The sequence below is a fragment of the Paenibacillus xanthanilyticus genome, assembly GCF_042682185.1.
Taxonomy (GTDB): domain Bacteria; phylum Bacillota; class Bacilli; order Paenibacillales; family Paenibacillaceae; genus Paenibacillus_Z; species Paenibacillus_Z xanthanilyticus.
This window is the reverse complement of the sequence record NZ_JBHUHA010000002.1, coordinates 74169-97899: the sequence shown is the minus strand read 5'-3', so window position 1 is coordinate 97899 and position 23731 is coordinate 74169. Positions and strand designations below refer to the sequence as shown.

The following is a 23731-nucleotide window of genomic DNA, read 5'->3' as shown; positions in this document are numbered from 1 at the left end:
TAAGGGTTTCGTAATGACAAGACGGTTTTGGAACGTTGGTTCCGAAGCCGTCTTTTTTGTGTGTAAACAAAGTATTTCCAATCCATCTGGATAAATCTTGCAAAAACATCGAACACTACGAAGGAGAACTAAAGGAGGGAGGGGAGCCCACTGAAACGGTTGACAGACAAGGAGCTGCTAGACGACGTTACGGCCGTCGGCGACGAGGAACTGGCGAGAAGTTTGAAGGAAGTATGGCACGTAAACCGCTATCTGGGCGGCAATCCGGCGTTGTTCCGGCATATGCGGAAGCTCATGCGGAACGCGCCCCGCGATCGGGCTATTCGGGTGCTGGACGTGGCAACCGGACTGGCCGACGTATCGCTGGCGCTCGAGTCTTGGTCGCGTCGGCATGCCATTCCGGTCGCCATCACCGGCGTCGATATTCATCCCCGCATCTTGAGACTGGCCGCCGAGCGGACCGCGCACGCGGAAGCGATCCGCATCGAGCATGGCGACGGGCGCGAGCTCCCCTATCCGGATGGCGCTTTCGATGTCGGCTTTTGCAATCTGGCGCTCCATCACTTCGAAGAGGCGGAAGCCGTACGCGTGCTTCAAGAGCTGTCGAGGGTGTGCCGATACGGCTGGGTAGTCACGGATTTGGAGCGTCATCCCGCCGCATACGCGGCCGCCAAGCTGCTGGCCAAGTTCGTCTGGCGCAGCCCGGTCACCCGGCATGACGGCCCGCTATCGGTCAGGAGGTCGTTCACGGCTGGGGAAGCCGCCGAATTAATCGCGCGCGCGAACGTCAACGGGACCGTCAAAAGGCATTTTCCCTTCCGCTTGGCGCTAATCGGCCATGGATAGCGCCGATGTCGCGATCGTCGGGGCCGGGCCGGCCGGGAGCGCGGCGGCGATCATGCTCGCCGGGCAGGGGCTGCGCGTCGTGATGCTCGAAGCGCAGCGCCATCCGAGGCGCAAACCGTGCGGGGAGACGGTCAACCCCGGCGCCGTGCAGGCCCTCGAGCGCCTGGGGCTGCTGCCTGCGACCTGCTTTCCGGGCGATATCGTTCGCATTCGGGGGTGGCGGCTTCACTACGGACGTTCGCTGCTGCAGGCGGATTTTCCTGAGACCGCCCTCGGAATTTCGTGTCCTCGCGAACAGCTGGACCAATGGCTCGTGTCGGAGGCCGTTCGCGCGGGCGCGATGCTCCTGGAGGACGCGCGTGTGGAGGGGCTTCTTCACGAAGCGGGAAGAGCCGCCGGCGTAACCTATCGGCTTGCGTCCGGCCGGTCGGGCGAGCTTCGCGCGCCGCTGGTCATCGGCGCCGACGGGTTGCGTTCGCGCGTTGCCCGGGCGGCAGGATTAACCCGCTCGGGATGGTTAAGGAAAGCCTCGTTCACGTTTCATGTGGAAGCGTCCGAGGAATTGGGCGATCGGATCGAGCTGCATTTGAAGAAAGGGATCGTCATCGGTCTGGCGCCGGTCGGCGGCGGGCTTGCGAATATGACGGTCGGGGTCATGAGCGAGCACGCGAAGCAAGCCGCCGGCAGAACCGAAGCGTTCATCGAGGAAACGGCAGGCCGACTGCCTTATCTGTCGAAACGGCATCCTCATATTAAGCCGATTGACGAGGTATTGGCCTGCGGACCGTTCGACCGCCCGAACGCGGCTGCCGCGCCGGGCGTCATGCTCATCGGCGACGCGGCCGGCTACTATGATCCATTGACCGGACAAGGAATCTACAAAGCGCTTCGCTCGGCCGAGCTGGCGGCACCCTATGCGCTCGCCGCCCTGCGGTCCGGGCTTGACTGGCCGCTGCAGCAGTACAGCTTGCGGCTGCGCGACGAATTCGCCGCCAGCGGCAGGTTGCAGCGGGTGATCGAATATGGAACCCGCCATCCGCTACTATTCCGCGGGGCGCTTAGCGGGCTAAAGTGGAACCGCCGGCTGCGCGAGCGCATCGCGGCTTCCATCGGGGATATCGGGATCGAACACGAGGTTGGAGAATGAAAGGAGCGGCTAGTCCATGCGGACGCTGAACGAGTTGGAAATTAACGGTCCGATCGAGACCGTGTTCGAGATAGCAAGACGAGTCGACCTATGGCCGGAGCGGCTCGCGCATTATCGCAGAGTGCGGGTGCTGGAAGGCGATCTGGAGACAAGCGGCGTCGTGGAGATGGCCGCCTACCGCGAGTTCGAGCGAATGAACTGGCCGGTCTGGTGGATCAGCACCGTGGAGGTCGACCGGGAAGCGGCTTGCATTCGATACCGGCATATTCGCGGCGTTACGAAAGGGATGGAGGTCGAGTGGCGTTTGACGCAAACCGGACCGGACGACACGCGCGTAACGATCGTTCACGAATGGAAACAGCCGCCGATCGGCCGTCGGATGGCGGGCGGGTTCATCGGACACGTCTTCGTTCATCATATTGCCGACCAGACGCTCGCCGGATTGAAGCTGGCGGCTGAATCGCGATTGGAGGCGGCGGTCAATGGCTAATCGGAGAGCGGTTGTGACAGGGATCGGCTGCGTGACGCCGATCGGGATCGGAGCGGACGAACTTTGGGAGGGCGTGAAGCGCGGGCAGAGCGCGGTGAAGCGGATCGACCGGTTCGAATCGGGCGGCTTAAGAAGCCGGATCGCCGCGCAAGTCGAGCGGTTCGATCCCTTGGTATATATGGATAAAAAACGCGCGCATCGGATGGACCGGTATTCGCAGCTGGCCGTCGCCGCGGGCAGCATGGCGCTGGCGCACGCCGGTATCAAGCCCGAGGAAGCGAATCCCGAACGGGCCGGCATCCTCATGGGCAGCGCTCTTGGCGGCATCGCCTACGCGGAGGAGCAATGCGGTCAATTCCTGACCGGGGGCTATCGTTCCGTTTCGCCGACGCTCGGCTTCTCGGTGTTCGGCGGGGCGGCTTCGTGCAACATGGCGATGGCATTCGGCTTCAATGGCTTGAACGAGACGAACGCGATGTCCTGCGCGTCGGGCGCGGTGGCCATCGGCCGGGCGCTCGCGGCCATCCGGCGAGGCGAAGCGGATTTCATACTGGCCGGCGGTTCGGAGGCGCCGCTTGCTCCGCTGTCGTTCGGGGCTTTCGATATGCTGCGGGCGATGTCGACGCGCAACGAAGCGCCTGAGCTGGCAAGCCGTCCGTTCGATAAGAACCGAGACGGATTCGTCATGGGCGAAGGCTCTGCCGTCCTGCTCATTGAAGAGGAATCCCATGCGCGGGCGCGCGGAGCCACGATTATCGCAGAACTCTCCGGCTTTGGCATCAGCAATGACGCTCACCATATGAGCGCGCCGCTGCCGTGCGGCTCCCAGGCGGCCCGGGCGCTCCGCCAGGCGCTTCGCGACGCGGACATGGGCGAGGACGAAGTCGGCTATATCAACGCCCACGGTTCGTCTACTCCGCTGAACGATGTCACGGAGTCGAAGGTGATTCGAACCGTCTTCGGCGACCGTCCGGTCGCCGTCAGCGGGACGAAAGGACTGTACGGACACCCGCTCGGTGCCTCCGGGGCGATCGAGGCGGCGATTACGTGCCTTTCGCTGCAGGCGGGATGGCTGCCTCCGACGTCGAATCTCGAGGAGCCGGATCCGCTCTCGCCGATAGACTTGATCGCCAGAGCCGGCCGCGATGCGCGCGCCGCGGCGGCGGTGTCCAATTCCTACGGGTTCGGCGGCATCAACGCTTCTTTAGCTTTTCGCCGGGCGTAATTCACCTGTTGAGCAACTTGAGGAACGTTTCCATTTTGGGAAACGTTCCTTTTTTATTGGAATTCGTTCTTTAGACCTGTTTTGGCAAGGAATCGCTGTAACCGCCGGCCTCCGTCCCGCATAGGCTACACTACATCTTTCTAGCGGAAAGCAGAGGTTATGAATATGAGCAAGAAGAGAATGGGCGCGCTGCTGTTGGCGCTTGCCCTTATGACGGGCCTGCTCGCCGGCTGCGGCGGCGGAAGCAGCGAATCCACGGTCAAAGTAACGATCGGCGAAGTGACGCGTTCGTTATTCTACGCACCGGAGTATGTCGCGATCGCGAAGGATTTTTTCAAAGAAGAAGGCTTGGACGTGGAATTGACGACGACCGCGGGCGGCGACAAAACGATGACCGCGCTGCTGGCCGGCAACATCGACGTGGCGCTCGTCGGCTCGGAGACGTCCATCTACGTGCACCAGCAAGGCTCGGATGATCCGGTCATCAACTTTGCGCAATTGACGCAGACGGACGGCACGTTCCTCGTCGCTCGCGAAGCCGTCTCCGGCAGCTTCGATTGGAACAGCTTGAAGGGGCAAGATTTCCTCGGCCAACGGAAAGGCGGCATGCCGCAGATGGCGGGCGAGTTCACGCTGAAGAAGAAGGGCATCGATCCGCAGAAGGACCTGACGCTGATCCAGAACGTGGACTTCGCGAATATTCCCGCGGCTTTCGCATCCGGCACGGGCAAGTTCGTGCAATTGTTCGAGCCGCAAGCGTCGATTTTCGAGAAAGAAGGCAAGGGCCATGTCGTTGCGTCCTTTGGCGTAGAGAGCGGGAAGCTTCCTTATACCGTCTTCATGACGAAAAGCAGCTTCATCAAGAAAAACAAGGACACGGTTCAGAAGTTCGCGAACGCCGTGTATAAAGCTCAGCAGTGGGTCGACTCGCATAGCCCGGAAGAGATCGCCGACGTCGTGCTGCCGTTCTTCAAAGACACCGATCGCGATATCGCCATCTCGGTCATCGACCGTTACAAGAGCCAAGGCTCCTACGCGACCGATCCGATCGTCGACGAAGCGGAATGGAACAATCTACTCGATGTCATGACCTCGGCCGGCGAACTCCAAGCGAAGCCGGCGCACGAAGACTTGGTGGATAACTCGTTCGCCGAGAACGCCATGCAATAACTTCGGGTTAGGTACATTCGGAAAGGAGTGACGACCGATGGATACGCTGCTGGAGCTGCAAAATGTCACGCATGTTTATGTCGGCGATCAGGGGGCGAGCATGGCCGTGGAAAATATAAGCCTCTCGATCGGACGGGGTGAATTTGTCAGTCTCGTCGGACCGAGCGGCTGCGGCAAAACGACCGTCCTCAGTCTCCTCGCCGGATTGCTCTTCCCGACGAAGGGCGCGGTCCTTGCCGGAGGCGAGCCGGTCGTGCGCCCTTCGTCCAAAGTCGGCTATATGCTCCAGCAAGATTTTCTGTTCCCGTGGCGCACCATTCTGGACAACGCCGCGATCGGATTGACGCTGAGCGGACGTCGTAACGCCGCTTCGCTCGGCGCGGTCCGGGAGCTGCTCGCCGAGCTCGGTCTGGCAGGAACGGAGGCGAAAATGCCTTACGAGCTGTCCGGGGGCATGCGGCAGCGGGTGGCGCTGGCCCGCACGCTCGCGACGGAGCCGGATGTGCTGCTGCTCGACGAGCCCTTCTCGGCGCTGGATATGCATATCAAGCTGCAGCTGGAGGATCTGGTGCACGCGACGCTGGCGGCGAGAGGGAAAACGGCGGTCCTCGTCACGCATGACTTAGCCGAGGCGGCCGCGATGAGCGATCGCATCGTCGTGCTCGACCCGAACCCCGGCCGGATTCGCGCGATCTTCGTCATCCCCGACGCGGTTCGATCGCTGCCGCCGACAGAGGCGCGCAAACTGCCGGAATTTCAGCGCGTGTTCGACGCGTTGTGGGAGGCGCTGGAGCAAGGCGAGCAAGCGGGGGGTGAAGGATCATGAGTCTGCCATCGGATTCAAAGGCTAACCTGCACGCTGCGGACGCGTCCGGACGCGAGCAAGATCAACAATGGATCGCCGGTCTGCACCGCGAGCACTTGGCACGGGCGCGCAGGACGACTTTGGCCGTGCGCATGACGCAAGCGCTGCTGCTCGTGCTGTTCTTCGGGGGATGGGAACTCGCAGGACGCAGCAAGTGGATCGACGTGCTGTTGTTCAGCTATCCGAGCAAGCTGTTCGATCAGCTGTGGCGCTCGCTCTTGGACGGATCGCTGCTGCCTCACACCGGGATTACGGTGCTGGAGACGATCGTCGGTTTCATGCTCGGGACGCTGCTTGGCACAGCGATCGCCGCCTTGTTATGGTGGTTCTCGTTCGTCTCGCGGGTCGCCGATCCGTATCTCGTCGTCTTGAACAGCATGCCGAAGGTGGCGCTCGGTCCGCTCTTCATCGTCGGGTTCGGACCCGGCATGCTGGCGATCGTCATGACGACGCTGTCGGTCACCGTTATCATTACGACCATCGTTATCTATAACCGCTTCCGCGAGGTCGCGCCCGGGTATATTAAGGTCGTCCGATTGTTCGGCGGCTCCAAATGGCAGGTGTTCCGCTACGTCGTGCTGCCGGATTCGTTCGCGGTGATCGTCTCGCAGCTAAAGGTGAACGTCGGTCTCGCGTGGGTCGGGGTCATCGTCGGCGAATTTTTGACGAGCAAATCGGGCCTTGGTTATCTCATCATTTACGGATTTCAGGTGTTCAACTTCACGATCGTCCTATCCAGCCTGCTCGTCATCGCGATTGTCGCGACAATCATGTATCGACTGGTCGCGGCGCTCGAGCATTGGTTGACGCGAGGCGGACGCGAGCGGTAGGATGGTAGAAAAGCCTGCTTACGCGGGCGCGCGTGCAGTGGAGGATTTATGGGAATACGGGTAATTAAGACGGCGCTGGCCGCGCTGGCGGCGATATATACCGCAAGTACGCTCGGACTCGACCCGGCGTTGTCGGCGGGGTTGCTTGCGATCCTCGGCGTCGAGGTGACGCGGAAGAGAGGGCTGCAGAGCGCTTTCGTCCGCTTTGTCGCTTCGGCGCTGGGACTTTTTTTCGCCTCGGTGCTGTTCGCTTCGTTCGGCTTTCATATTTGGGTGATCTCGCTCTTCATTCTCGTTGCTTTCCCCGTCATGTCGCGTCTTGCGCTGAAGGACGGCATTACGACGAGTGCGGTCATCGTCTTCCATGTCTACGCCAAGGCGGAAGTGACCGCCGCGCTTATCGTCAACGAAGTGCTGCTTCTGCTCGTTGGCTTGGGTTGGGCGACCGTGGTGAACCTGCTGTACATGCCGCGCGAGGATCGTCACCTCGCCGCGCTGCGTCATCGGACGGAAGCGCTGTTCAGCGGTATTTTCAGTCAGATGGCCCGCACGCTGCGCGATCCCGCTCACGTCTGGGACGGCGCCGAGCTGATCGAAGCGGGGGACTCGGTCGAGGAAGGGATCAGACGGGCGGAGCTGGCGCTGGAGAACCGGGTACCCGGCCAAGACGCGGACGAGCTCCGGTACTGGCGCACGTATTTCGAAATGCGGCGCTTGCAGCTGGAATCGATCTCGAACATGCTGGTGCGCGTGTCACTCGTCTACGAGAAGCTGCCCCAGGGCGAATTGGCCGCGGAGTTGTTCGATCTGCTGGCGGACGAAGTGAAGTCGGACGTCTACGAAGGCATCGTGGAACGGCATCTGAACGAGCTCGGCGCCCGCTTCAAGCAGATGGCGCTTCCGGCCAGCCGGGATGAATTCGAAATTCGTTCGGCGATTTTGGAATTGACGCACGAGCTGCACCGTTATTTGCATTTTGCCAAGAAGTGGAAGAAGCAGAAGACGGGACAGAAGGCGGAAGGCATCGCGTAAATCGCGTTAAATAGGCAGGCAGAGTCGGCGAAGCCGGCGCAGCCTGCGGCAAATCAGAACGAAAGGCTGCGTCCGGCACTGTCCGGGGCAGCCTTTCGCATATCAGGAGTAAAAATTGACGGCGCCGAGTACTACAGGAAAAGGTTCCATCGTATATTTGTAGGGAAGGTGAGCGAGAAGATTTCTACTATAATAGGCAACCGGTAGTCGGCCGAAAATTTCCCGAATTAAAGGTGGTCTGACAAAGGCGGAGGTCGGATTTCGTGGGGATGGCGCGCGGTCCGCGATCGGCAAACTAAAAAAACGCCGCAGCGAGCCGTAGTTTTATCAACAAACGCCTATGTCCTGCATACACTTTAATTGAATGATTGTATGGAGGAGGTTAACTCAATGTCTATTGCAGATAAACAGCTTCAACGTAGAGAGATATTAACGAAAGCTGTCTGCGGCAAAGGTCGTAAGTTTTCTACAGTAACTCACACCGTTACGCCGCCTCATCATCCCACGAGCATTTTGGGCGCCTGGATCATCAACCACCAGTACGAAGCGGTGCGTTCCGGGGACGGGATCGAAGTAATCGGTACTTACGATGTTAACATCTGGTATTCTTACAACAAAAACTCGCAAACCGACGTCGCGAAAGAGACGCTCTCCTACGTGGAGAACGTGCCGCTCTCGTACCTGGACCCGAAGCACCGGGCATCCACGGAGGAAGTAGCGGCTGAAGCCACGCAAGAGCCGAACTGCATCGAAGCGAACATTTCGAGCAGCGGCACGAGCGTCATCATCCGCGTCGAGCGCGAGTTCGCTGTCGAGCTGATCGCCGAAACGAAAGTCGTCGTCGCGGTATTCCCAAGCGCATACGACGATGGCAAGGATATCGACTTCGGCGATGACGGCGATTTCGAGGATTTGGATCCGGATCTGCTGGACGACGAACTGTAAGCTGGGGCTTGCGGTTCGTATACGCTATCGTATGCGGTAGCGAATTGATTTTCGAGGGCGAGAGCCCTCTTTTTTTTTCATAAAATCAGGATGCCCGTCTAGCGAGGCGATTCATTCATGCCGATGGGGGGAGTGGCCGTGTCAGGGGTCGGATGGATCTGGGATGGGAACAGCTGGCGAACGAACGAGGAACGTCATGAGGATATCCCCCAAGCGGGCGATGTCGTCCTCATAATCGGCGATGCGGCTCCGCCGGCTGTGTTTGCGCGTGCAAGCGCTCCGCTCGTGTTGAACGGCAGTGCGAAACGGTTTGCGGCCATGAGCCGGGAGGATATCCGCGAGCGGCTGCGACTCATTGGCGTTGACTTGAGCGGCGGCGTCGTTCGCAACGCAGCAGCGAGCGGCTGGCGCGCCGCGCGTCATATTCGCGTGCGCGTGTTCCAAGATCAAGTGCTGAATGCCAGTTGGGTGCGCGATTATGCTACGACGCATGGGCGCGCAGGCGAGAGGAATCAAGCATCGGCGTTCGGCGGCGGATATCGTGTACGGACCAACGCGCGGATGGATTCGGAGCCGCTTCATCCGCAGCAGGCGGCTTATCGTAAGGCGGCGGCGACGGCGATTCGGACGATTTACGCCTTGGGCTTGGATGCCGGCGTCGTGGAGCTGTCGCTGGAGGGGAGCAAGAAGTGCTGCGTAGAGGCGGTGCTTCTTCCGCAGGAAGCGCCGGAAGAAGGCTCGAGCCGCGGCGAGGCGAATTGGCTGGACGCCGCGGATCAGCTCGCGCGACGAATGGCGGATTCGGCAGGACAACGACGACGCGTCCCGGTGCTGATTGGCGCAGATCCCGAGTTTCTGCTCGTGAGCGGCAAAGGAAAGATCGTTCCCGCTGACCGTTATTTGGGCGGCGGACACGGCGCGGGGACGGACGCGGTGGTCATCGGCGGGAAAATCGCGCGGCCCGTCGCGGAGCTGAGACCGGCGCCGGACGTCTCGCCGGCGGAAGTCGTCTCCCGCATCAGAAGGCTATTACTGATGGCGCAGACGCGGATAGAGGACGCCAGCTTGCGTTGGGTCGCGGGCGCGATGCCGGTGGCCGGATTTGCGCTCGGCGGACATATCCATTTGAGCGGCGTGCCGCTCACGAACCGGCTGCTTCGGCTGCTCGACAGTTACGTGGCCATTCCGCTCGCGATGGCCGAAGCGGAGTCGGGCCGAGCCAGAAGGCCGAAATTCGGCCTTTTGGGCGATTGCCGGCAGCAGCCGCACGGCGGATTCGAGTACCGCACGCTGCCCAGCTGGCTCGTCTCCCCAATCGTGTGCGAAGCCGCGCTGTCCCTTGCTTTGTTATGCGCGTTGGAGACGAATAAACTACATTATTGCCCGGCGTCGGAAGCTCGTTATGCGGACGCCTATTACCGGGGAGACCGGATTACGCTGCGAGAGTGTCTGGAGCCGTTGATTACGAGTATGCGGGTCGTACCCTCGTATGCGAATCTCGCGAATGGCATCGAGCCGTTCATAGAAGCGCTGCGCCGGGGCGAGATCTGGGATGAAGCCCTAGATATACGCGGCGCATGGTCTATACCTTCAGGCGAGCGTGCCGATTCCGGCATATTGGCGGATATTGCTAGCCCTTCGGTCAGCCGTGGGCGGGGTGTGAACCATAGGGCCGATCTGCTATAATGGAGTTCTGGTGTTTACCGACACGAGGGAACGAAATCGATGCAGGAGGGGCGCGCATGGCGGCTTATACCCCGATGATTCAGCAGTACTTATCCATTAAAGAAGGCGCGAAAGACGCGTTTTTATTTTTCCGTTTGGGCGATTTTTACGAAATGTTTTTCGATGACGCGATCCTTGCGGCGCGCGAACTGGAGATTACCCTAACCGGCCGCGAAGGCGGCGGTGACGAACGCATTCCGATGTGCGGCATTCCTTATCATTCCGCGGATGGGTACATCGCGCGGCTGATCGAGAAAGGCTACAAGGTCGCGATTTGCGAACAGGTCGAGGATCCGTCGGCTGCCAAAGGGGTCGTGCGCCGCGAGATTATACGCACCGTCACCCCGGGCACGGTTATGGAGACCAAATCGCTGGCGGACAAGGCGAACAATTTTATCGTCGGCGTCTCGATCGCAGGAGGCGGCTACGGCCTGGCGGCCTGCGATTTGACGACAGGCGAGCTGTATGTAACGAGCGTCCCGCTCATGCTGGACGTCCTGACCGATGAACTGAATGTGTACCATCCGGCGGAAATTATCGGCGACGAAGAGGTATTGACCGCGCTGCAGCCGGTCGCGGCCGGTTGGAACCGTCCGGTGCTCTTCACGCCTCGCCAGACGATGGAACGGCAGGCGCTGGAATCACAGTTCGAACGCGAGCAGCTGGAGTCGTTAACCGAGCCGAGATACCGGGCGATTAGCCTGCTGACCGGCTATTTGACGGAGACGCAGAAGCGCTCGCTCGGACATGTTCGCCGCATTCGCGTATACGAGCCGAACCAGTTCATGATTTTGGATCCGTTCACGCGCCGCAATCTCGAGCTGACCGAGACGGTACGCGACCGCAGCAAGAAAGGGACGCTGCTGTGGCTGCTCGACAAGACGCGCACGTCCATGGGCGCGCGGCTCCTCCGGCGCTGGATCGACAAGCCGCTCTTGTCCAAGTCCGGCATCGACGCGCGTCTAGAGGCGGTGGACAAGCTGCATCGCGACCTTATCCTGCGGGATGACCTGCGGCGCGAGCTGTCGGAGATTTACGATTTGGAGCGACTGGTCGGGCGCGTCGCGTTCGGCAGCGCCAACGGTCGCGATCTGAACGCGCTGAAGACATCCCTCCAGCATGTCCCGGCGCTGCGCGCCATCTGCGAAAGCTCCGGCTCGGCGACGCTGCGAGGATTAGTCGCGGATGTGGACGATTGCGGGGACCTGGCCGATATGATCGGGACCGTCATCGTGGACGAGCCGCCGATCTCGGTCCGGGAGGGCGGACTCATCCGCGCCGGATACGACGATTACCTCGACCAGCTGCGCGACGCCAGCGTAAGCGGCAAGAAGTGGCTGGCCGACCTGGAGCGGCGCGAACGCGAGGCGACCGGCATCAAGTCGTTGAAGATTGGCTACAACAAAGTGTTTGGATACTTCTTGGAAGTATCCAAGGCGAACTTGTCCATGCTGCCGGAAGGCCGCTACGAGCGCAAGCAGACGCTTGCCAACGCGGAGCGCTACGTCACGCCGGAGCTGAAGGAGAAGGAACGTCTCATACTCGAAGCCGAAGAGAAGATGGTGGATCTCGAATATGCCCGGTTCGTCGAGCTGCGGGACCATCTGGCCAGCCATATGCATCGGCTTCAAAGGCTGGCGGAGATGGTCGCCGAGATCGACGTCTACCAGTCGATGGCGACGGTAAGCAGCGAGCAGCGCTTCGTGCGTCCGGAGGTGACGGAATCGTATGACCTGATCGTGGAAGATGGCCGTCACCCGGTCGTCGAAGCGGTCATGGAAGGCGTGCCGTTCATCGCGAACGGCACCGCGCTGACGGATGAAGCCTTCGCGATGCTGCTCATCACGGGACCGAATATGGCAGGCAAGAGCACCTATATGCGTCAAGTCGCGCTCATCTGCATCATGGCGCAGATCGGATGCTTCGTGCCGGCGAAGAAAGCGGTCGTGCCGCTGATCGACCGGATCTTCACGCGGATCGGCGCGGCGGACGACCTCATCGGCGGGCAGAGCACGTTCATGGTCGAGATGAAGGATATCCAGACGATGACCGAGAAAGCGACCGCGCGGAGTCTTGTCATCATCGACGAGCTCGGACGCGGCACCTCAACGGCCGAAGGGATGGCCATCGCGCAGGCGGTGATCGAATTCGTGCATACCGAGGTGAAATGCAAAGCGCTCGTCTCGACCCATTTTCACGAGCTGGCGCATTTGGAAGATTCGCTGCCTCGTCTTGCGAATGCCTGCATGGCCGTTCAGGAGAACGCGGGCGGCGTCACGTTCCTGCGGAAGCTCGTGCCCGGCGCTGCGGACAGCAGTTACGGCATCTATTGCGCGCAGCTGGCCGGCTTGCCGGAGAGCATCATCTCGCGCGCCTACATGCTGCTCGAATCGCTGGAGCAGCCTGCACACGACCGTCATGCGGCGAGGGAAGTCTCTCCAGCGCATGCGCTTGAAGCGGCGGCAGCAGCAGAAGTTCCAACTAGCTTAATGGCCGATTCCACTCGTTCAGTGGATCTGAGACCATCGCCATCCATGGGCGCCGTTGCCGAGTTTGCGGCCACCTATGAACAGCCTGGCGCAGCGGCGTCGATTGCGGATGCGGATTTTGATGCGGTCACGGGCGAGGCATCCGCTGCGACGGCGGCGCTCGTCCAGCTGTCGATCTTCGACGAGCCGGCTCCCGAGCCGGCGAGAACGCGCAAGGCGAGTCCGAAGGCGGAACAGCTGGCCGAACAGCTGCGCAAGCTGGATCTGTTCAACATGACGCCGATGCAGGCCATGCAGTGGCTGAACGAGATGAAGCTGAAACTGCAAAGCGACAAGTAACGTTCGGCGAATGCCGGGAGGAGGAGCTGCTAGAATGGGGAAAATCAACGTATTGGATGAACAGCTGGCCAACCAGATCGCGGCGGGCGAGGTCGTCGAGCGTCCTTCTTCGGTCGTCAAGGAACTTGTCGAGAATGCGGTCGATGCCGGGAGCACGACGATCGATATCGTCATCGAAGAGGGCGGTCTGACGCTCGTACGGGTCACGGACAACGGCAGCGGCATCGAGGCGGACGATATCGAGAAAGCATTCTTCCGCCACGCCACGAGCAAGCTGTCCACCAGCAAGGATTTGTTCCGGATCGCCAGCCTCGGATTCCGGGGCGAAGCGCTGCCGAGTATCGCGGCCGTCGCCAAGGTGGAGTGCGTCTCCGCCGTCGATGCGTCGGGTCTGGGCAAGCGGCTTGTCATCGAAGGCGGATCCGTGCGCAAAGTAGAGGACGCGAACACCCCGCAAGGGACGGATATCGCGGTCCGGGATTTGTTCTACAACACGCCGGCCAGGTTGAAATACATGAAATCGATTCAGACGGAAATCGGCCATATCGCGGATTACGTCAACCGGCTCGCCTTAGCCCACCCGGGCATCGCGTTCACGCTGAAGCATAACGGCAATGTGCTGCTCCGTACGCTCGGCACCGGCGATCGGCTTCAGGCGTTCGCCGCCGTATACGGGACTACCGCCGCGAAGGCGATGCTGATCGTCTCCGGCGATCATCCGGACTACACGCTGAGCGGCTATATTTCAAAACCCGAGCAGACGCGGGCGAACCGGAACGGCATTACGATCGTCGTGAACGGGCGGTATATCAAGAGCTACATCATCAATCAAGCGATCATCCAGGCGTATCATACGCTGCTGCCGATCAACCGCTTCCCGATGATCGTCCTGGAGCTCGGGATGCATCCGAGTCTGCTCGACGTCAACGTCCATCCGTCCAAAATGGAGGTTCGGTTCAGCAAAGAGCCGGAGCTTCGGCAGTTCGTCGAAGAATGCGTCGCGAAGGCGCTCGGCAAGCAGCGTCATATTCCCGGGCCAGCCCCGGCCGAGCGCGCCAAGCCGCAGTTCGTGCAGGAGCGGATCTCGTTCCATCAGCCGGAGCCGGCCGGAGCGGACATCCGCAAGCCGGAAGGTTGGATGGAACGTTTCAACGCGGGCGATAACCGCCCGACGACCAACGCCGCGTCCGGCGCGCGCGTTACGAACCTGTTCGGAGGCGCAGAGCGTTCGGAACAACGTTTCTCCAATGGCACGCCTCGCATGGATTCCGATCGCGCGAACGGCATGGGAGCTGCCTACCAATCGGCAAAGCCGGCTGTGCCTAAGGGCGCTGCCGAGCGGTTGTATGCGCCGCCTTCCGATACGTCATTCGCCGTACGGGAGACGGCGGCGAGCGGGGCTTTCGCGCCTGCCCCAGCCGGCTCCGACAGCAAGACAACGCATCCATCGCCGCCTGAGAATCCATCTAGTCTAGATACGAGGCCGCGTTCCTTAGAGGGACTGGAGGATTGGGATGACGACTTTGCGCCGCCTATTTCTCCCCCAGGAGACGCCGATGCTTCCCGGGAAGCATCGGTCGAACATGGTTTGGCGGATTCGCGGTTCCAACAGCCAATTGCTGATGTTGACAATCACGATGACCTGGACGCGGCAGCGATGTCGACTTCAGGCGAAGCATCGACTGTGGGGCAGGCAGAAGAGCCGCTTGGCGAACCAAACGCAGATTTCCCGGAGCTCTATTGGATCGGTCAGCTGCACGGCACGTATATCATTGCGCAGAATGAAGAGGGTTTGTTCCTGATCGATCAGCACGCGGCGCACGAGCGAATTAACTACGAGTACTACTTAGAGAAATTCGCGCGTCCGCAGCAGGCCAGCCAGCAGCTGATCGTGCCGATGACGCTGGAGTTCACTTCGACGGAGGCGGCCGCGCTGGCAAGCCGGATGCCGCTTCTCCTGGAAGCAGGCGTGGAGCTTGAGCCCTTTGGCTCCAACACGTTCCTTGTCCGGAGTCACCCCGAGTGGCTGCCGCGCGGCGAAGAGCAGCAGGTTATTGAAGAGATGACCGACTGGCTGCTGTCCGAGAAAGGCGCCGTCGACATCGGGAAGCTGCGGGAGAAATCCGCCATTATGTGCTCCTGCAAGGCGTCGATCAAAGCGAACGACCGGCTGACGCGCGAAGAGGGAGAAGGCCTGCTGCGCCGCCTGGCGTCCTGCAAGCAGCCCTACACCTGCCCGCACGGCAGGCCGATTGTGGTGCATATGACGACTTATCAATTGGAAAAAATGTTCAAGCGGGTGATGTCATGATCGTTACGACACCTCAGAAGCCATCGCCCGAATTAGTGAAGGCTGCGCAGCATCTGAGCGAAGAGCTCGGCGGTCGTTTCGTGCTTAGACGGCAGGAGACGCTGACCGGGCTTCGAAAAAAACACGGAGACGAGAGCCTGCTCGTCGTGGATCCGCAAGGGCTGCGCTATTATGATAACGCGGAGCAGCCGCTTTATTTCCATCCGAGCATGGCTTATGTTAGAGTAAAAAGGCTGCGCAAAGGCGAGCGGGACCCGCTGGTCGACATCAGCGGCTGCGAGCACGGGGATACGATCGTGGATTGCACGGCCGGGCTCGGTTCGGACGCGCTCGTGTTCGCGTACGCGTCGGGACCGTCAGGCAGGGTGATCGCCATCGAGAGCGAGCCGGTACTGTGCGCGGTCGTGCGCGAAGGACTGAAGACGTATGTCACGGCCCACGAGGACGTGAACGCGGCGATGCGCAGAATCGAGATGCGCGCGGGCAACCATCGTGCCTTTTTGGAGCAGCTGCCTGACAAGAGCGTGGACATCGTTTATTTCGATCCGATGTTCCGTCAACCGGTTCACGAATCCTCCGCACTGGCGCCGCTGCGGTCGCTGGCCAATCGCGATGCCTTGGATGAGGAAACCATCCGGCAGGCGGTCAGGGTCGCCCGCAAATCCGTCGTCATGAAGGAGCATGCGGGCAGCGGCGAATTCGAGCGGCTCGGCTTCGACTGCGCGCACGTGAACAAAATCGCCTATGGAGTGATCAAGCCGACATGAGCATGGAAGGAACGCAAGACCGCAAACCAAAGCTGCTCGTGCTGATCGGACCGACGGCCGTAGGCAAAACAAAGACGAGCATCGAGCTCGCCAAGCATTGGAATGCCGAGATTATATCCGGTGATTCGATGCAAGTGTACAAGGGTATGGATATCGGGACGGCCAAGATCAAGCCGGAAGAAATGGAAGGCGTCGCCCATCATTTGATCGACATTTGCGAGCCGGACCATCCGTTCTCGGTCGCCGAATTCCAGACGCGATGCGGAGAGTTGATCCGGGAGATCGGATTAAGAGGCAAGCTTCCGTTCATCGTCGGAGGGACGGGTTTATACGTCGAGTCGGTCGCGTACGGCTATGATTTTCCGGAGAGCGGCTCCGACGAGGCGTTTCGGCAGGAGCAGCAGTTGTATGCCGATACATATGGCGCGGAAGCGCTGCACGATAGGCTTGCGCAGGTCGATCCGGAGACGGCGCGGCGGCTTCATCCGAACGACGTGAGACGCGTCATCCGCGCGATGGAAGTGTTCCATGTTACCGGGCGCAAGCTGTCCGACAAACTGGAGGGACAGAAGCGCGAGTCGCCTTACGAACTGTGTATCGTCGGCTTGACGACGGACCGCGCGTTATTGTACGAGCGGATCAACCATCGGGTGGACGCGATGATCGCGGCGGGGCTCGTGGAGGAAGTGCGCGGACTGCTTGCACGCGGCGTGCCGCAAGATTCCGTCGCCATGCATGGTTTGGGCTACAAGGAGATCGTCGCCTACCTGAACGGGGAGATGACGCTGGAAGCGGCCGTCGAGCTGCTGAAGCGCGATACCCGGCGGTTTGCCAAACGGCAGCTATCGTGGTTCCGCCATATGCAGGATATCGCGTGGGTGGAAGCGAGCGAAAATATTCAGGAGAATTTGAAGGCGATTCATGCTATAATAGCAGGAAAGTTTAGGATGAAGCTTGAATCTTTCTCTGACCAATCTTTTTGACAATGGGGGTAACGTTCATGAACAAATCAATCAACATTCAGGATACTTTTCTTAATCAACTCCGCAAAGACAGCATCCCGGTGACGGTCTATTTAACGAACGGCTTCCAGATTCGCGGCGTCATCCGCGCTTTCGACAACTTTACGATCGTCATCGATACGGACGGCCGTCAACAAATGGTGTACAAGCATGCCATTTCGACGTTTACCCCGCAGCGCAACGTGTCGCTCATGCAGCAGGAACCTAGCAGCGAAGCGTAAGGCAATCGCTTCACTGGCATGAAACTTTTTCTTGGCATGATGCGTTTAATTGGATAACGGCACGAGAGAGCAACCCGCCACGTGCAGGGTTGTTCTTTTCTGTTTGAGGAGCGGACCCGTTTCAAGTGCCGCCGTTGCCGTTTACTAGTACTGGGTATAAATAGAGACGAGGGCATACGCTCGTCAAAGCAGGAGGGGAGTCGGCTCATGGCTGATGGACCGCGCGTAAGAAGGACATCGAAGAAAGGCTCGGAGAAGAAAGGCAAGAAAAAAATGAACGGCAAGAAACTGATGATTTGGCTCTTTTTCACGGGGGCGCTTGCCGTTATTTGCGGTATTATCGGCTACTTGCTGATCGTATTGAACGGCGAACGGATCTTGGCCGCGAATTGGGACAAGATGGACATGGAGGAAGCCTCCATCGTCTACGATATCAACGGCAACCAGATCGCCAAGCTGGCGAGCGTGAATCGCGAAATCGCGGAGTTCGACGAAATTCCGCAGCTGATGAAGGATGCCTTCATCGCGACGGAGGACCGCCGGTTCGAGGAGCACAACGGCGTCGACCTATGGTCGATCGGCCGGGCGGTCGTGAAGGATATCATCGCCCGCAGCGCCGTCGAAGGCGGCAGCACGATTACGCAGCAGCTGGCGAAGAATTTGTTCCTGACGCACGATAAGACGTTTTTCCGCAAAGCGACGGAAGCGTCGATCGCCGTGGCCTTGGAGCACAAGAAGACGAAAGACGAAATTTTGACGATGTATCTAAACCGGATCTTCTTCGGCAACCGCGCCTACGGCGTCAAAGCGGCCGCGAAGGTCTACTTCAATAAAGACTTGGGCAATCTCGAGCTGTGGGAAATCGCGACGCTTGCCGGATTGCCGAAAGCGCCGAGCGCCTACAACCCGATCCGGAATCCGGAGCGCTCGCGCGAGCGGATGGCGGTCGTGCTGCAGCTGATGACCAATCAGAAGTATATTACCGCCGCGCAGGCTGAGGAAGCGAAAGCCAAGGCGCTTCAATACGAACCGCCGGCCAGCAAGGACGACACGGCGAACGCGGACAAATATTGGGCGTTCGTCGACTATGCGATCGAAGAAGCCGCAGAGCGCGTGCCCGAGATCACGGAAGAGCAGCTCTATATGGGCGGATACAGCATTTACACCACGCTTAATCCGAAGGCGCAGTCCGTCATGGAGAAGGAATTCGCCAATGCGGACAATTTCGAGAAGAGCGTTGACGAGCAGCTTGCCCAAGGCGCGATGGTCATTCTCGACCATTCGAATGGCAATATTCAAGGTCTTGTCGGCGGCCGGGATTACGTGCGCAAAGGGTGGAACCGCGCCGTCGTGGAACGCCAGCCTGGCTCCGGCTTCAAGCCAATTACGGTATACGGACCCGCGCTCGCCACGGGCGACTGGTTCCCTTGGTCGACGGTCATGGACGAGAAGAAGTGTTACGGCGACTACTGCCCGACCGACTCGAACAAGAACAAATATATCGGCGCCATCCCGATCTCGCAGTCGATCAAGGAATCGCGCAACGCTTCCGCGGTGTGGCTCCTGAACGAAATCGGCGTGAAGACCGGTCTGGAATTCGCGAAGAAGCTCGGCTTCGAGCTGGACGCGACGCAGGACCGCAACTTGGCGATCGCGCTCGGCGGATTGACGCACGGCGTAACGCCGCTGCAGATGGCCACCGCGTACAGCGTATTCGCGAACGGCGGCATGTCGGTCGATGCGCACGCGCTCGTGCGGATCGTCGATAAGACGGGCGCGGAGGTCTATACGTACGAAGCGCCGAAGTCCAAACGAATCATGAGCGAACAATCCGCTTGGTATATGACCGATATTATGCAAGGGGTATTGGAGAAAGGCGGAACGGGCACGCAGGCGCGAATCGACCGTCCGGTCGCCGGCAAGACGGGGACGACGCAGCACGGCATCCCGAACTACAAGTCGAGCTATAACCGCGACGCTTGGTTTACCGGCTATACGGCAGAATGGACGGCGGCCGTATGGATGGGCTATGATAAGACGGACAAGAAGCATTTGCTCAAAAAAAGCAGCTCCCAAGCGGCGGCCATGTTCGGCAAAGTCATGAAAGCGGCGATGAAAGGCATGCCGGTCAACGACTTTAACAAGCCGAAGGACGTCGAGGAAGAGAAGCAGCCGGTAACCGTCGTGAACGATTTCAAGGCGGCTTACGACGCCGAGAACAAAATGATCCGGATGTCGTGGACGCCGGTCGACGGCGAGGGCATGACGTATCGCGTCTACCGGAAGGAAGCGTCCGAGACGGAGTTCAAGCGACTCATGGACGCGCTGGACAGCACGGAAGTGAACGACATGAGCGTCGCGCCGGGATTAACCTTCGAGTATTACGTCACGGCCTATAATGCGAAGACCGACGTCGAGAGCGGGGCTTCCGCCCATCTGACGGTCGCCATACCTGAGGAAGAACTGGAGCCGATCGAGCCGGTAGAGCCGATCGAGCCCGAGAATCCGGACGATTCGGGTACGCAAGGCAATGGCACGGGCGAGAATTCGAATGGCACGGAAGGCGACGGAACCGAAGACGGCATGGACGATGGGCTTGGCGGCGAATCTGGCGTGAACGACGGTACCGGGACGAACGACGGGACTGGCGCGAACGACGGTACGGGTACGACCGATCCGTCGACCGATCCGGGAGCCGGCCAGAACGGTGGCGGTACGAACGGCGAGCTGCCGCAGGACGGCAATGCAGGCACAGGTACGAACGGTACCCAGGGCGGTGCGAACGGAAGCGCCGGCAACGGCACGACGCCGAACAACACCGGGGCGACCGCTCCGATCGACGGGGCGAACGGCACGAATACGACGAAGCCGCCGACGGACACGCAAGCCGGCACCGTGCCGACATTGCCTGGCGAACCGACGGCGGTGCCGACACAACCAGTAAATAACGGAGGTTAGACGATGCAACGCAAACGGCTGTTCATGACTTTATTACTCTCGGCAGCGCTCATCGCCGCGACGGCTGGCTGCGGCGCGAAGCAGCAGGCCGAGGAAAACAACGGCGGGAACGCCACGACGGGCGGCGGAACAACCCAAACCGAAAGCAACGCCGGCAATACCGCAAACAGCGGCGGGAACACAGCCGCGGAGGATAGCGATTCCGCCTCGCAAGCGAAGTCGTGGGACAAAATGCCCGAGATGTCCATTGACACGTCCAAAACCTACTTGGCGCACTTCAAGACGAGCAAAGGTGATTTCACGGTGGAGCTATTCGCGAAGGACGCTCCGCAGACGGTCAATAGTTTCGTGTTCTTGGCGAACGAGAAGTTCTACGATGGCATCAAGTTCCACCGGATCATCGAGACGTTCATGATTCAAACAGGCGATCCGCTCGGGAACGGCACAGGCGGTCCGGGCTATGATATCCCGGACGAATTGGATAACGGCCATCAATATGAAGAAGGCATCGTCGCGATGGCCAACGCGGGTCCGAATACCGGCGGAAGCCAGTTCTTCATTTGCACGGGGCCGGATGCAGCCGGACTGAACATGCAGCCGAACTACACGATCTTCGGCAAAGTAACGGAAGGCATGGACGTTGTAACCGCGATTTCCAAGACGCCGGTGGAAGCCAACATGCAGGGCGAGCCTAGCCAGCCGACGGAAGAAGTGACGATCGACGGGCTTACGATCGAAGTGAAATAGTCAAGGAAGGGAGCGAACCTCGCTCCCTTTTTTTGCGTCTTGACAAGTGAAGCTGCGGGACAAGGCAGGCCAGGTTTATTTTAGGCGCTGGCTGGAGATGGCCGTTAGATTATGGTAAGCTTTTTTTAATGAAACGGAATATACTAGTAACACGCTACACGATAACGAAGGGTTCCTTGCGATCCTAACGGAAAGGTCGTTCCGTATGAAGAGAAAATTTTCAGACCGAGCCAACTGGCGACGCATCCTGCGCAGAAGCTACACGTGTCTGACGATGGACGGCGACGAGTTTAGAGGACTTGTGACGTTGTATCGCATTCACGAATTGCGCGAACCGCTTTGGAAAGAATACAATGGTCGACGGCTTTGCCTGGCTGACCGGGGTTACTTATGGATGCAGCATTTTCCCAAGGGCGAGCATTTCGTAGTCACGACGATGTTTGATGACAAGAACCGGGTCGTACAGTGGTATATCGATATTTGCAAAACCCAAGGGCTCACGGATCAGCAGGTTCCCTGGTTCGACGATCTGTATTTGGACGTCGTCGTTCTCCCTAGCGGCGAAGTGTTTCTTCTCGACGAGGACGAACTGGAGGATGCCGTGCGGCACGGCACGGTGACGAACAAGGACGCAGCGCTCGCGCGCAAGACGGCCGGACGTCTGCTGTCGTCGATCAAGAGCGGCCGATTCCGTTATTTCACGTTAAGCTTGAAGCACCGCAAGACGCTTGTCGTTCAGAACGGCGAGGTGAGCGAATCATGACGGCACCGGCCGTTAAGCCGCGTAAGAAGCAGCGCAAAAAAAGGCGGTTTCGCGTTTTTGCGCTGCTTCTCCGCGTCGCCTTTACCGGATGCGCGCTGCTCGCCTTCTGGTTCGGCTATCTGCTGTGGACAATCAACGGCTATACGCTGCCGAAACCGCTTCCGAAGGCCGACGCGGCGATCGTACTGGGCGCCGCGCTCTGGAAGGACAAGCCTAGCCCGGGTTTGCAGGAACGGCTGGATTATGCCTATACGTTGTTCAAGCAGGGCAATGTCCAGCATTTTATCGTGTCCGGCGGCTTGGATCACAACGGATCGAAGCTGACCGAAGCGGAGGGGATGCGGGATTATCTGGTCGCCAAAGGCGTACCGACGGAACGGATCGTCCTGGAGAACGATGCGCGCAGCACGTACGAGAACTTGCGTTTCAGTCAGCCGATCGCAGCGAAGCATGACTGGGACAGCCTCATTATCGTCACGCACGATTACCATGCTTCCCGGTCTGCCGATATCGCGGAATACTTAGGCTATACGAACACGGTGACGGCCGGGACCAAATCGGTGAAGCTATCGGCGACGTACAACCAGTCACGCGAGGTGCTGGCCTACACCAAATGGAAGCTCGACGAGCTGCTCATGCGCATGGGCGTTCGCTGGCCGGGCAGCTTCTAAATCAAGTGCTTGATGCTTATCCCGAATCTGTTAATATGCCCCATTCTGCAAGAATACAATGGGTAGTGCGGCGTACGTGAGCTAGACTCGCATAAGGCACCAGCATTAATCAGCTGCGAAGACGCCGGACGAAACAGGATACGAAGGATAGGTGATCGGGCAATGAACGAACGAGCCGGTACAGCCGGGCAAACGGGAGGCGCAAGGCCTTCCAGGCAGATTAATGTCGTGCTTCGCAGTCACGAGCCTTACGTAGCGACCGGTGCTGCTCCCACGCTGGAGCCCGAGCCACCGGTGGCGGTCAAGCCGCAGACGCCTGGCGATCCGTATTTGGACATTAGCAAGGAACTGGACGCCATGGTGGGTTTGGATAATGTCAAGCTGCTTATTTATGAAATCTACGCGCTGCTGCAAGTGAGCCGGATGCGGACAGAAGCGGGGCTTGCGAGCGGTTCGCATGTCTATCATATGATTTTCAAGGGCAATCCGGGGACCGGCAAAACGACCATTGCCCGCATCGTCGCCAAGCTGTTCAACAAAATGGGCGTACTGTCCAAAGGCCATCTCATCGAGGTGGAACGGGCCGATCTGGTAGGCGAATATATCGGCCATACGGCGCAGAAGACGAGAGACCTCGTCCGGAAGGCGATCGGCGGGGTGTTGTTCGTCGACGAGGCTTACAGTCTGGCCAGGGGCGGAGAGAAGGATTTCGGCAAGGAAGCGATTGACACGTTAGTGAAAGCGATGGAGGACAATCGCAACCAGTTCGTGCTTATTCTGGCAGGCTATCCGCTGGAGATCGAACAATTTTTGATGACAAATCCCGGTCTACCGTCGCGATTCCCGATCCAGATCGAATTTCCGGATTACAGCATCGATCAACTCATCCAAATCGCCGAACTGATGGCCAAGGACCGCGAATATACGCTGATGCCTCAAGCGCTTTTCAAGCTCAGGCAGCATTTGATGGCCGAGAAAACGGCGTCGCTGTATTCGTTTAGCAATGCACGTTATGTGCGTAATATTATCGAGAAGGGCTTCCGGCACCAAGCGGTTCGCCTGCTGCATCAATACCCGAGCGCTTCGCCGGGCAAGCAGGAGCTGATGGCCATTCGGCCGGAAGATCTTCGTTGGGACGCGAAAGGCTAATTTCGAAAGGAGCTGCGTA

Annotated in this window: 20 protein-coding genes; all 20 read left to right on the top strand. The window is 59.6% G+C overall.

Annotated elements, in window-relative coordinates:
• Positions 1-159 precede the first annotated feature (159 nt).
• The 20 genes from ACFSKT_RS17475 to ACFSKT_RS17380 all read left to right on the top strand — a co-directional run bounded on the left by ACFSKT_RS17475 (position 160) and on the right by ACFSKT_RS17380 (position 23712).
• Positions 160-846, top strand: coding sequence for a methyltransferase domain-containing protein (locus ACFSKT_RS17475; RefSeq protein ID WP_377719702.1), 687 nt, complete (start codon positions 160-162; stop codon positions 844-846).
• Positions 839-1993, top strand: coding sequence for an NAD(P)/FAD-dependent oxidoreductase (locus tag ACFSKT_RS17470; RefSeq protein WP_377719703.1), 1155 nt, complete (start codon positions 839-841; stop codon positions 1991-1993). Before ACFSKT_RS17475 ends, ACFSKT_RS17470 begins: the two co-directional genes overlap by 8 nt.
• Positions 1994-2009: 16 nt before the next feature.
• A complete protein-coding gene (locus ACFSKT_RS17465) occupies positions 2010-2483 on the top strand; it encodes a type II toxin-antitoxin system RatA family toxin (protein WP_377719704.1) in 474 nt (157 codons plus the stop codon).
• On the top strand, positions 2476-3708 hold the full coding sequence (locus ACFSKT_RS17460) for a beta-ketoacyl-[acyl-carrier-protein] synthase family protein (RefSeq protein WP_377719705.1): 1233 nt from the start codon (positions 2476-2478) through the stop codon (positions 3706-3708). The genes ACFSKT_RS17465 and ACFSKT_RS17460 overlap by 8 nt, the downstream gene beginning before the upstream one ends.
• 165 nt (positions 3709-3873) lie before the next feature.
• On the top strand, positions 3874-4878 hold the full coding sequence (locus tag ACFSKT_RS17455; protein ID WP_377719706.1) for an ABC transporter substrate-binding protein: 1005 nt from the start codon (positions 3874-3876) through the stop codon (positions 4876-4878).
• Positions 4879-4915: 37 nt separating this feature from the next.
• Positions 4916-5704 carry an ABC transporter ATP-binding protein gene (locus ACFSKT_RS17450; RefSeq protein WP_377719707.1) on the top strand — a complete coding sequence of 263 codons (789 nt, stop codon included), beginning with the start codon at positions 4916-4918 and terminating at the stop codon, positions 5702-5704.
• The gene (locus tag ACFSKT_RS17445) at positions 5701-6573 is read left to right on the top strand and encodes an ABC transporter permease (RefSeq protein WP_377719708.1); all 873 of its coding nucleotides are present in this window, start codon (positions 5701-5703) and stop codon (positions 6571-6573) included. The genes ACFSKT_RS17450 and ACFSKT_RS17445 overlap by 4 nt, the downstream gene beginning before the upstream one ends.
• A 48-nt stretch (positions 6574-6621) precedes the next feature.
• On the top strand, positions 6622-7605 hold the full coding sequence (locus ACFSKT_RS17440; RefSeq protein WP_377719709.1) for an aromatic acid exporter family protein: 984 nt from the start codon (positions 6622-6624) through the stop codon (positions 7603-7605).
• Between the two features lie 390 nt (positions 7606-7995).
• Positions 7996-8550 (top strand): outer spore coat protein CotE, encoded by a 555-nt coding sequence (locus ACFSKT_RS17435; protein ID WP_377719710.1) that lies wholly within the window; start codon positions 7996-7998, stop codon positions 8548-8550.
• A gap of 117 nt (positions 8551-8667) precedes the next feature.
• Positions 8668-10236, top strand: a complete 1569-nt coding sequence (locus ACFSKT_RS17430; protein WP_377719711.1) for a putative amidoligase domain-containing protein — start codon at positions 8668-8670, stop codon at positions 10234-10236.
• 56 nt (positions 10237-10292) lie between these two features.
• Positions 10293-13103 (top strand): DNA mismatch repair protein MutS, encoded by a 2811-nt coding sequence (gene mutS, locus ACFSKT_RS17425; protein WP_377719712.1) that lies wholly within the window; start codon positions 10293-10295, stop codon positions 13101-13103.
• 34 nt (positions 13104-13137) lie between these two features.
• Positions 13138-15414, top strand: a complete 2277-nt coding sequence (gene mutL / locus ACFSKT_RS17420; RefSeq protein WP_377719713.1) for a DNA mismatch repair endonuclease MutL — start codon at positions 13138-13140, stop codon at positions 15412-15414.
• Complete coding sequence (locus tag ACFSKT_RS17415) at positions 15411-16181, top strand: class I SAM-dependent methyltransferase (RefSeq protein ID WP_377719714.1); 771 nt, start codon at positions 15411-15413, stop codon at positions 16179-16181. Before mutL ends, ACFSKT_RS17415 begins: the two co-directional genes overlap by 4 nt.
• Positions 16182-16183: 2 nt before the next feature.
• Positions 16184-17164: a tRNA (adenosine(37)-N6)-dimethylallyltransferase MiaA gene (gene miaA / locus ACFSKT_RS17410; protein WP_377720613.1), complete on the top strand. Its 981-nt coding sequence runs from the start codon at positions 16184-16186 to the stop codon at positions 17162-17164.
• Between the two features lie 17 nt (positions 17165-17181).
• On the top strand, positions 17182-17424 hold the full coding sequence (gene hfq / locus ACFSKT_RS17405) for an RNA chaperone Hfq (RefSeq protein ID WP_148931185.1): 243 nt from the start codon (positions 17182-17184) through the stop codon (positions 17422-17424).
• Positions 17425-17631: 207 nt separating this feature from the next.
• Positions 17632-20382, top strand: a complete 2751-nt coding sequence (locus ACFSKT_RS17400; RefSeq protein ID WP_377719715.1) for a PBP1A family penicillin-binding protein — start codon at positions 17632-17634, stop codon at positions 20380-20382.
• A gap of 3 nt (positions 20383-20385) precedes the next feature.
• The gene (locus ACFSKT_RS17395; protein ID WP_377719716.1) at positions 20386-21129 is read left to right on the top strand and encodes a peptidylprolyl isomerase; all 744 of its coding nucleotides are present in this window, start codon (positions 20386-20388) and stop codon (positions 21127-21129) included.
• A gap of 205 nt (positions 21130-21334) precedes the next feature.
• Positions 21335-21892 carry a ribonuclease FAU-1 family protein gene (locus ACFSKT_RS17390; RefSeq protein WP_377719717.1) on the top strand — a complete coding sequence of 186 codons (558 nt, stop codon included), beginning with the start codon at positions 21335-21337 and terminating at the stop codon, positions 21890-21892.
• Positions 21889-22563, top strand: a complete 675-nt coding sequence (locus ACFSKT_RS17385) for a YdcF family protein (RefSeq protein ID WP_377719718.1) — start codon at positions 21889-21891, stop codon at positions 22561-22563. Before ACFSKT_RS17390 ends, ACFSKT_RS17385 begins: the two co-directional genes overlap by 4 nt.
• A gap of 162 nt (positions 22564-22725) precedes the next feature.
• Entirely contained in the window at positions 22726-23712 is a 987-nt protein-coding gene (locus ACFSKT_RS17380; RefSeq protein WP_377719719.1) for an AAA family ATPase, read from the top strand.
• Positions 23713-23731 lie beyond the last annotated feature (19 nt).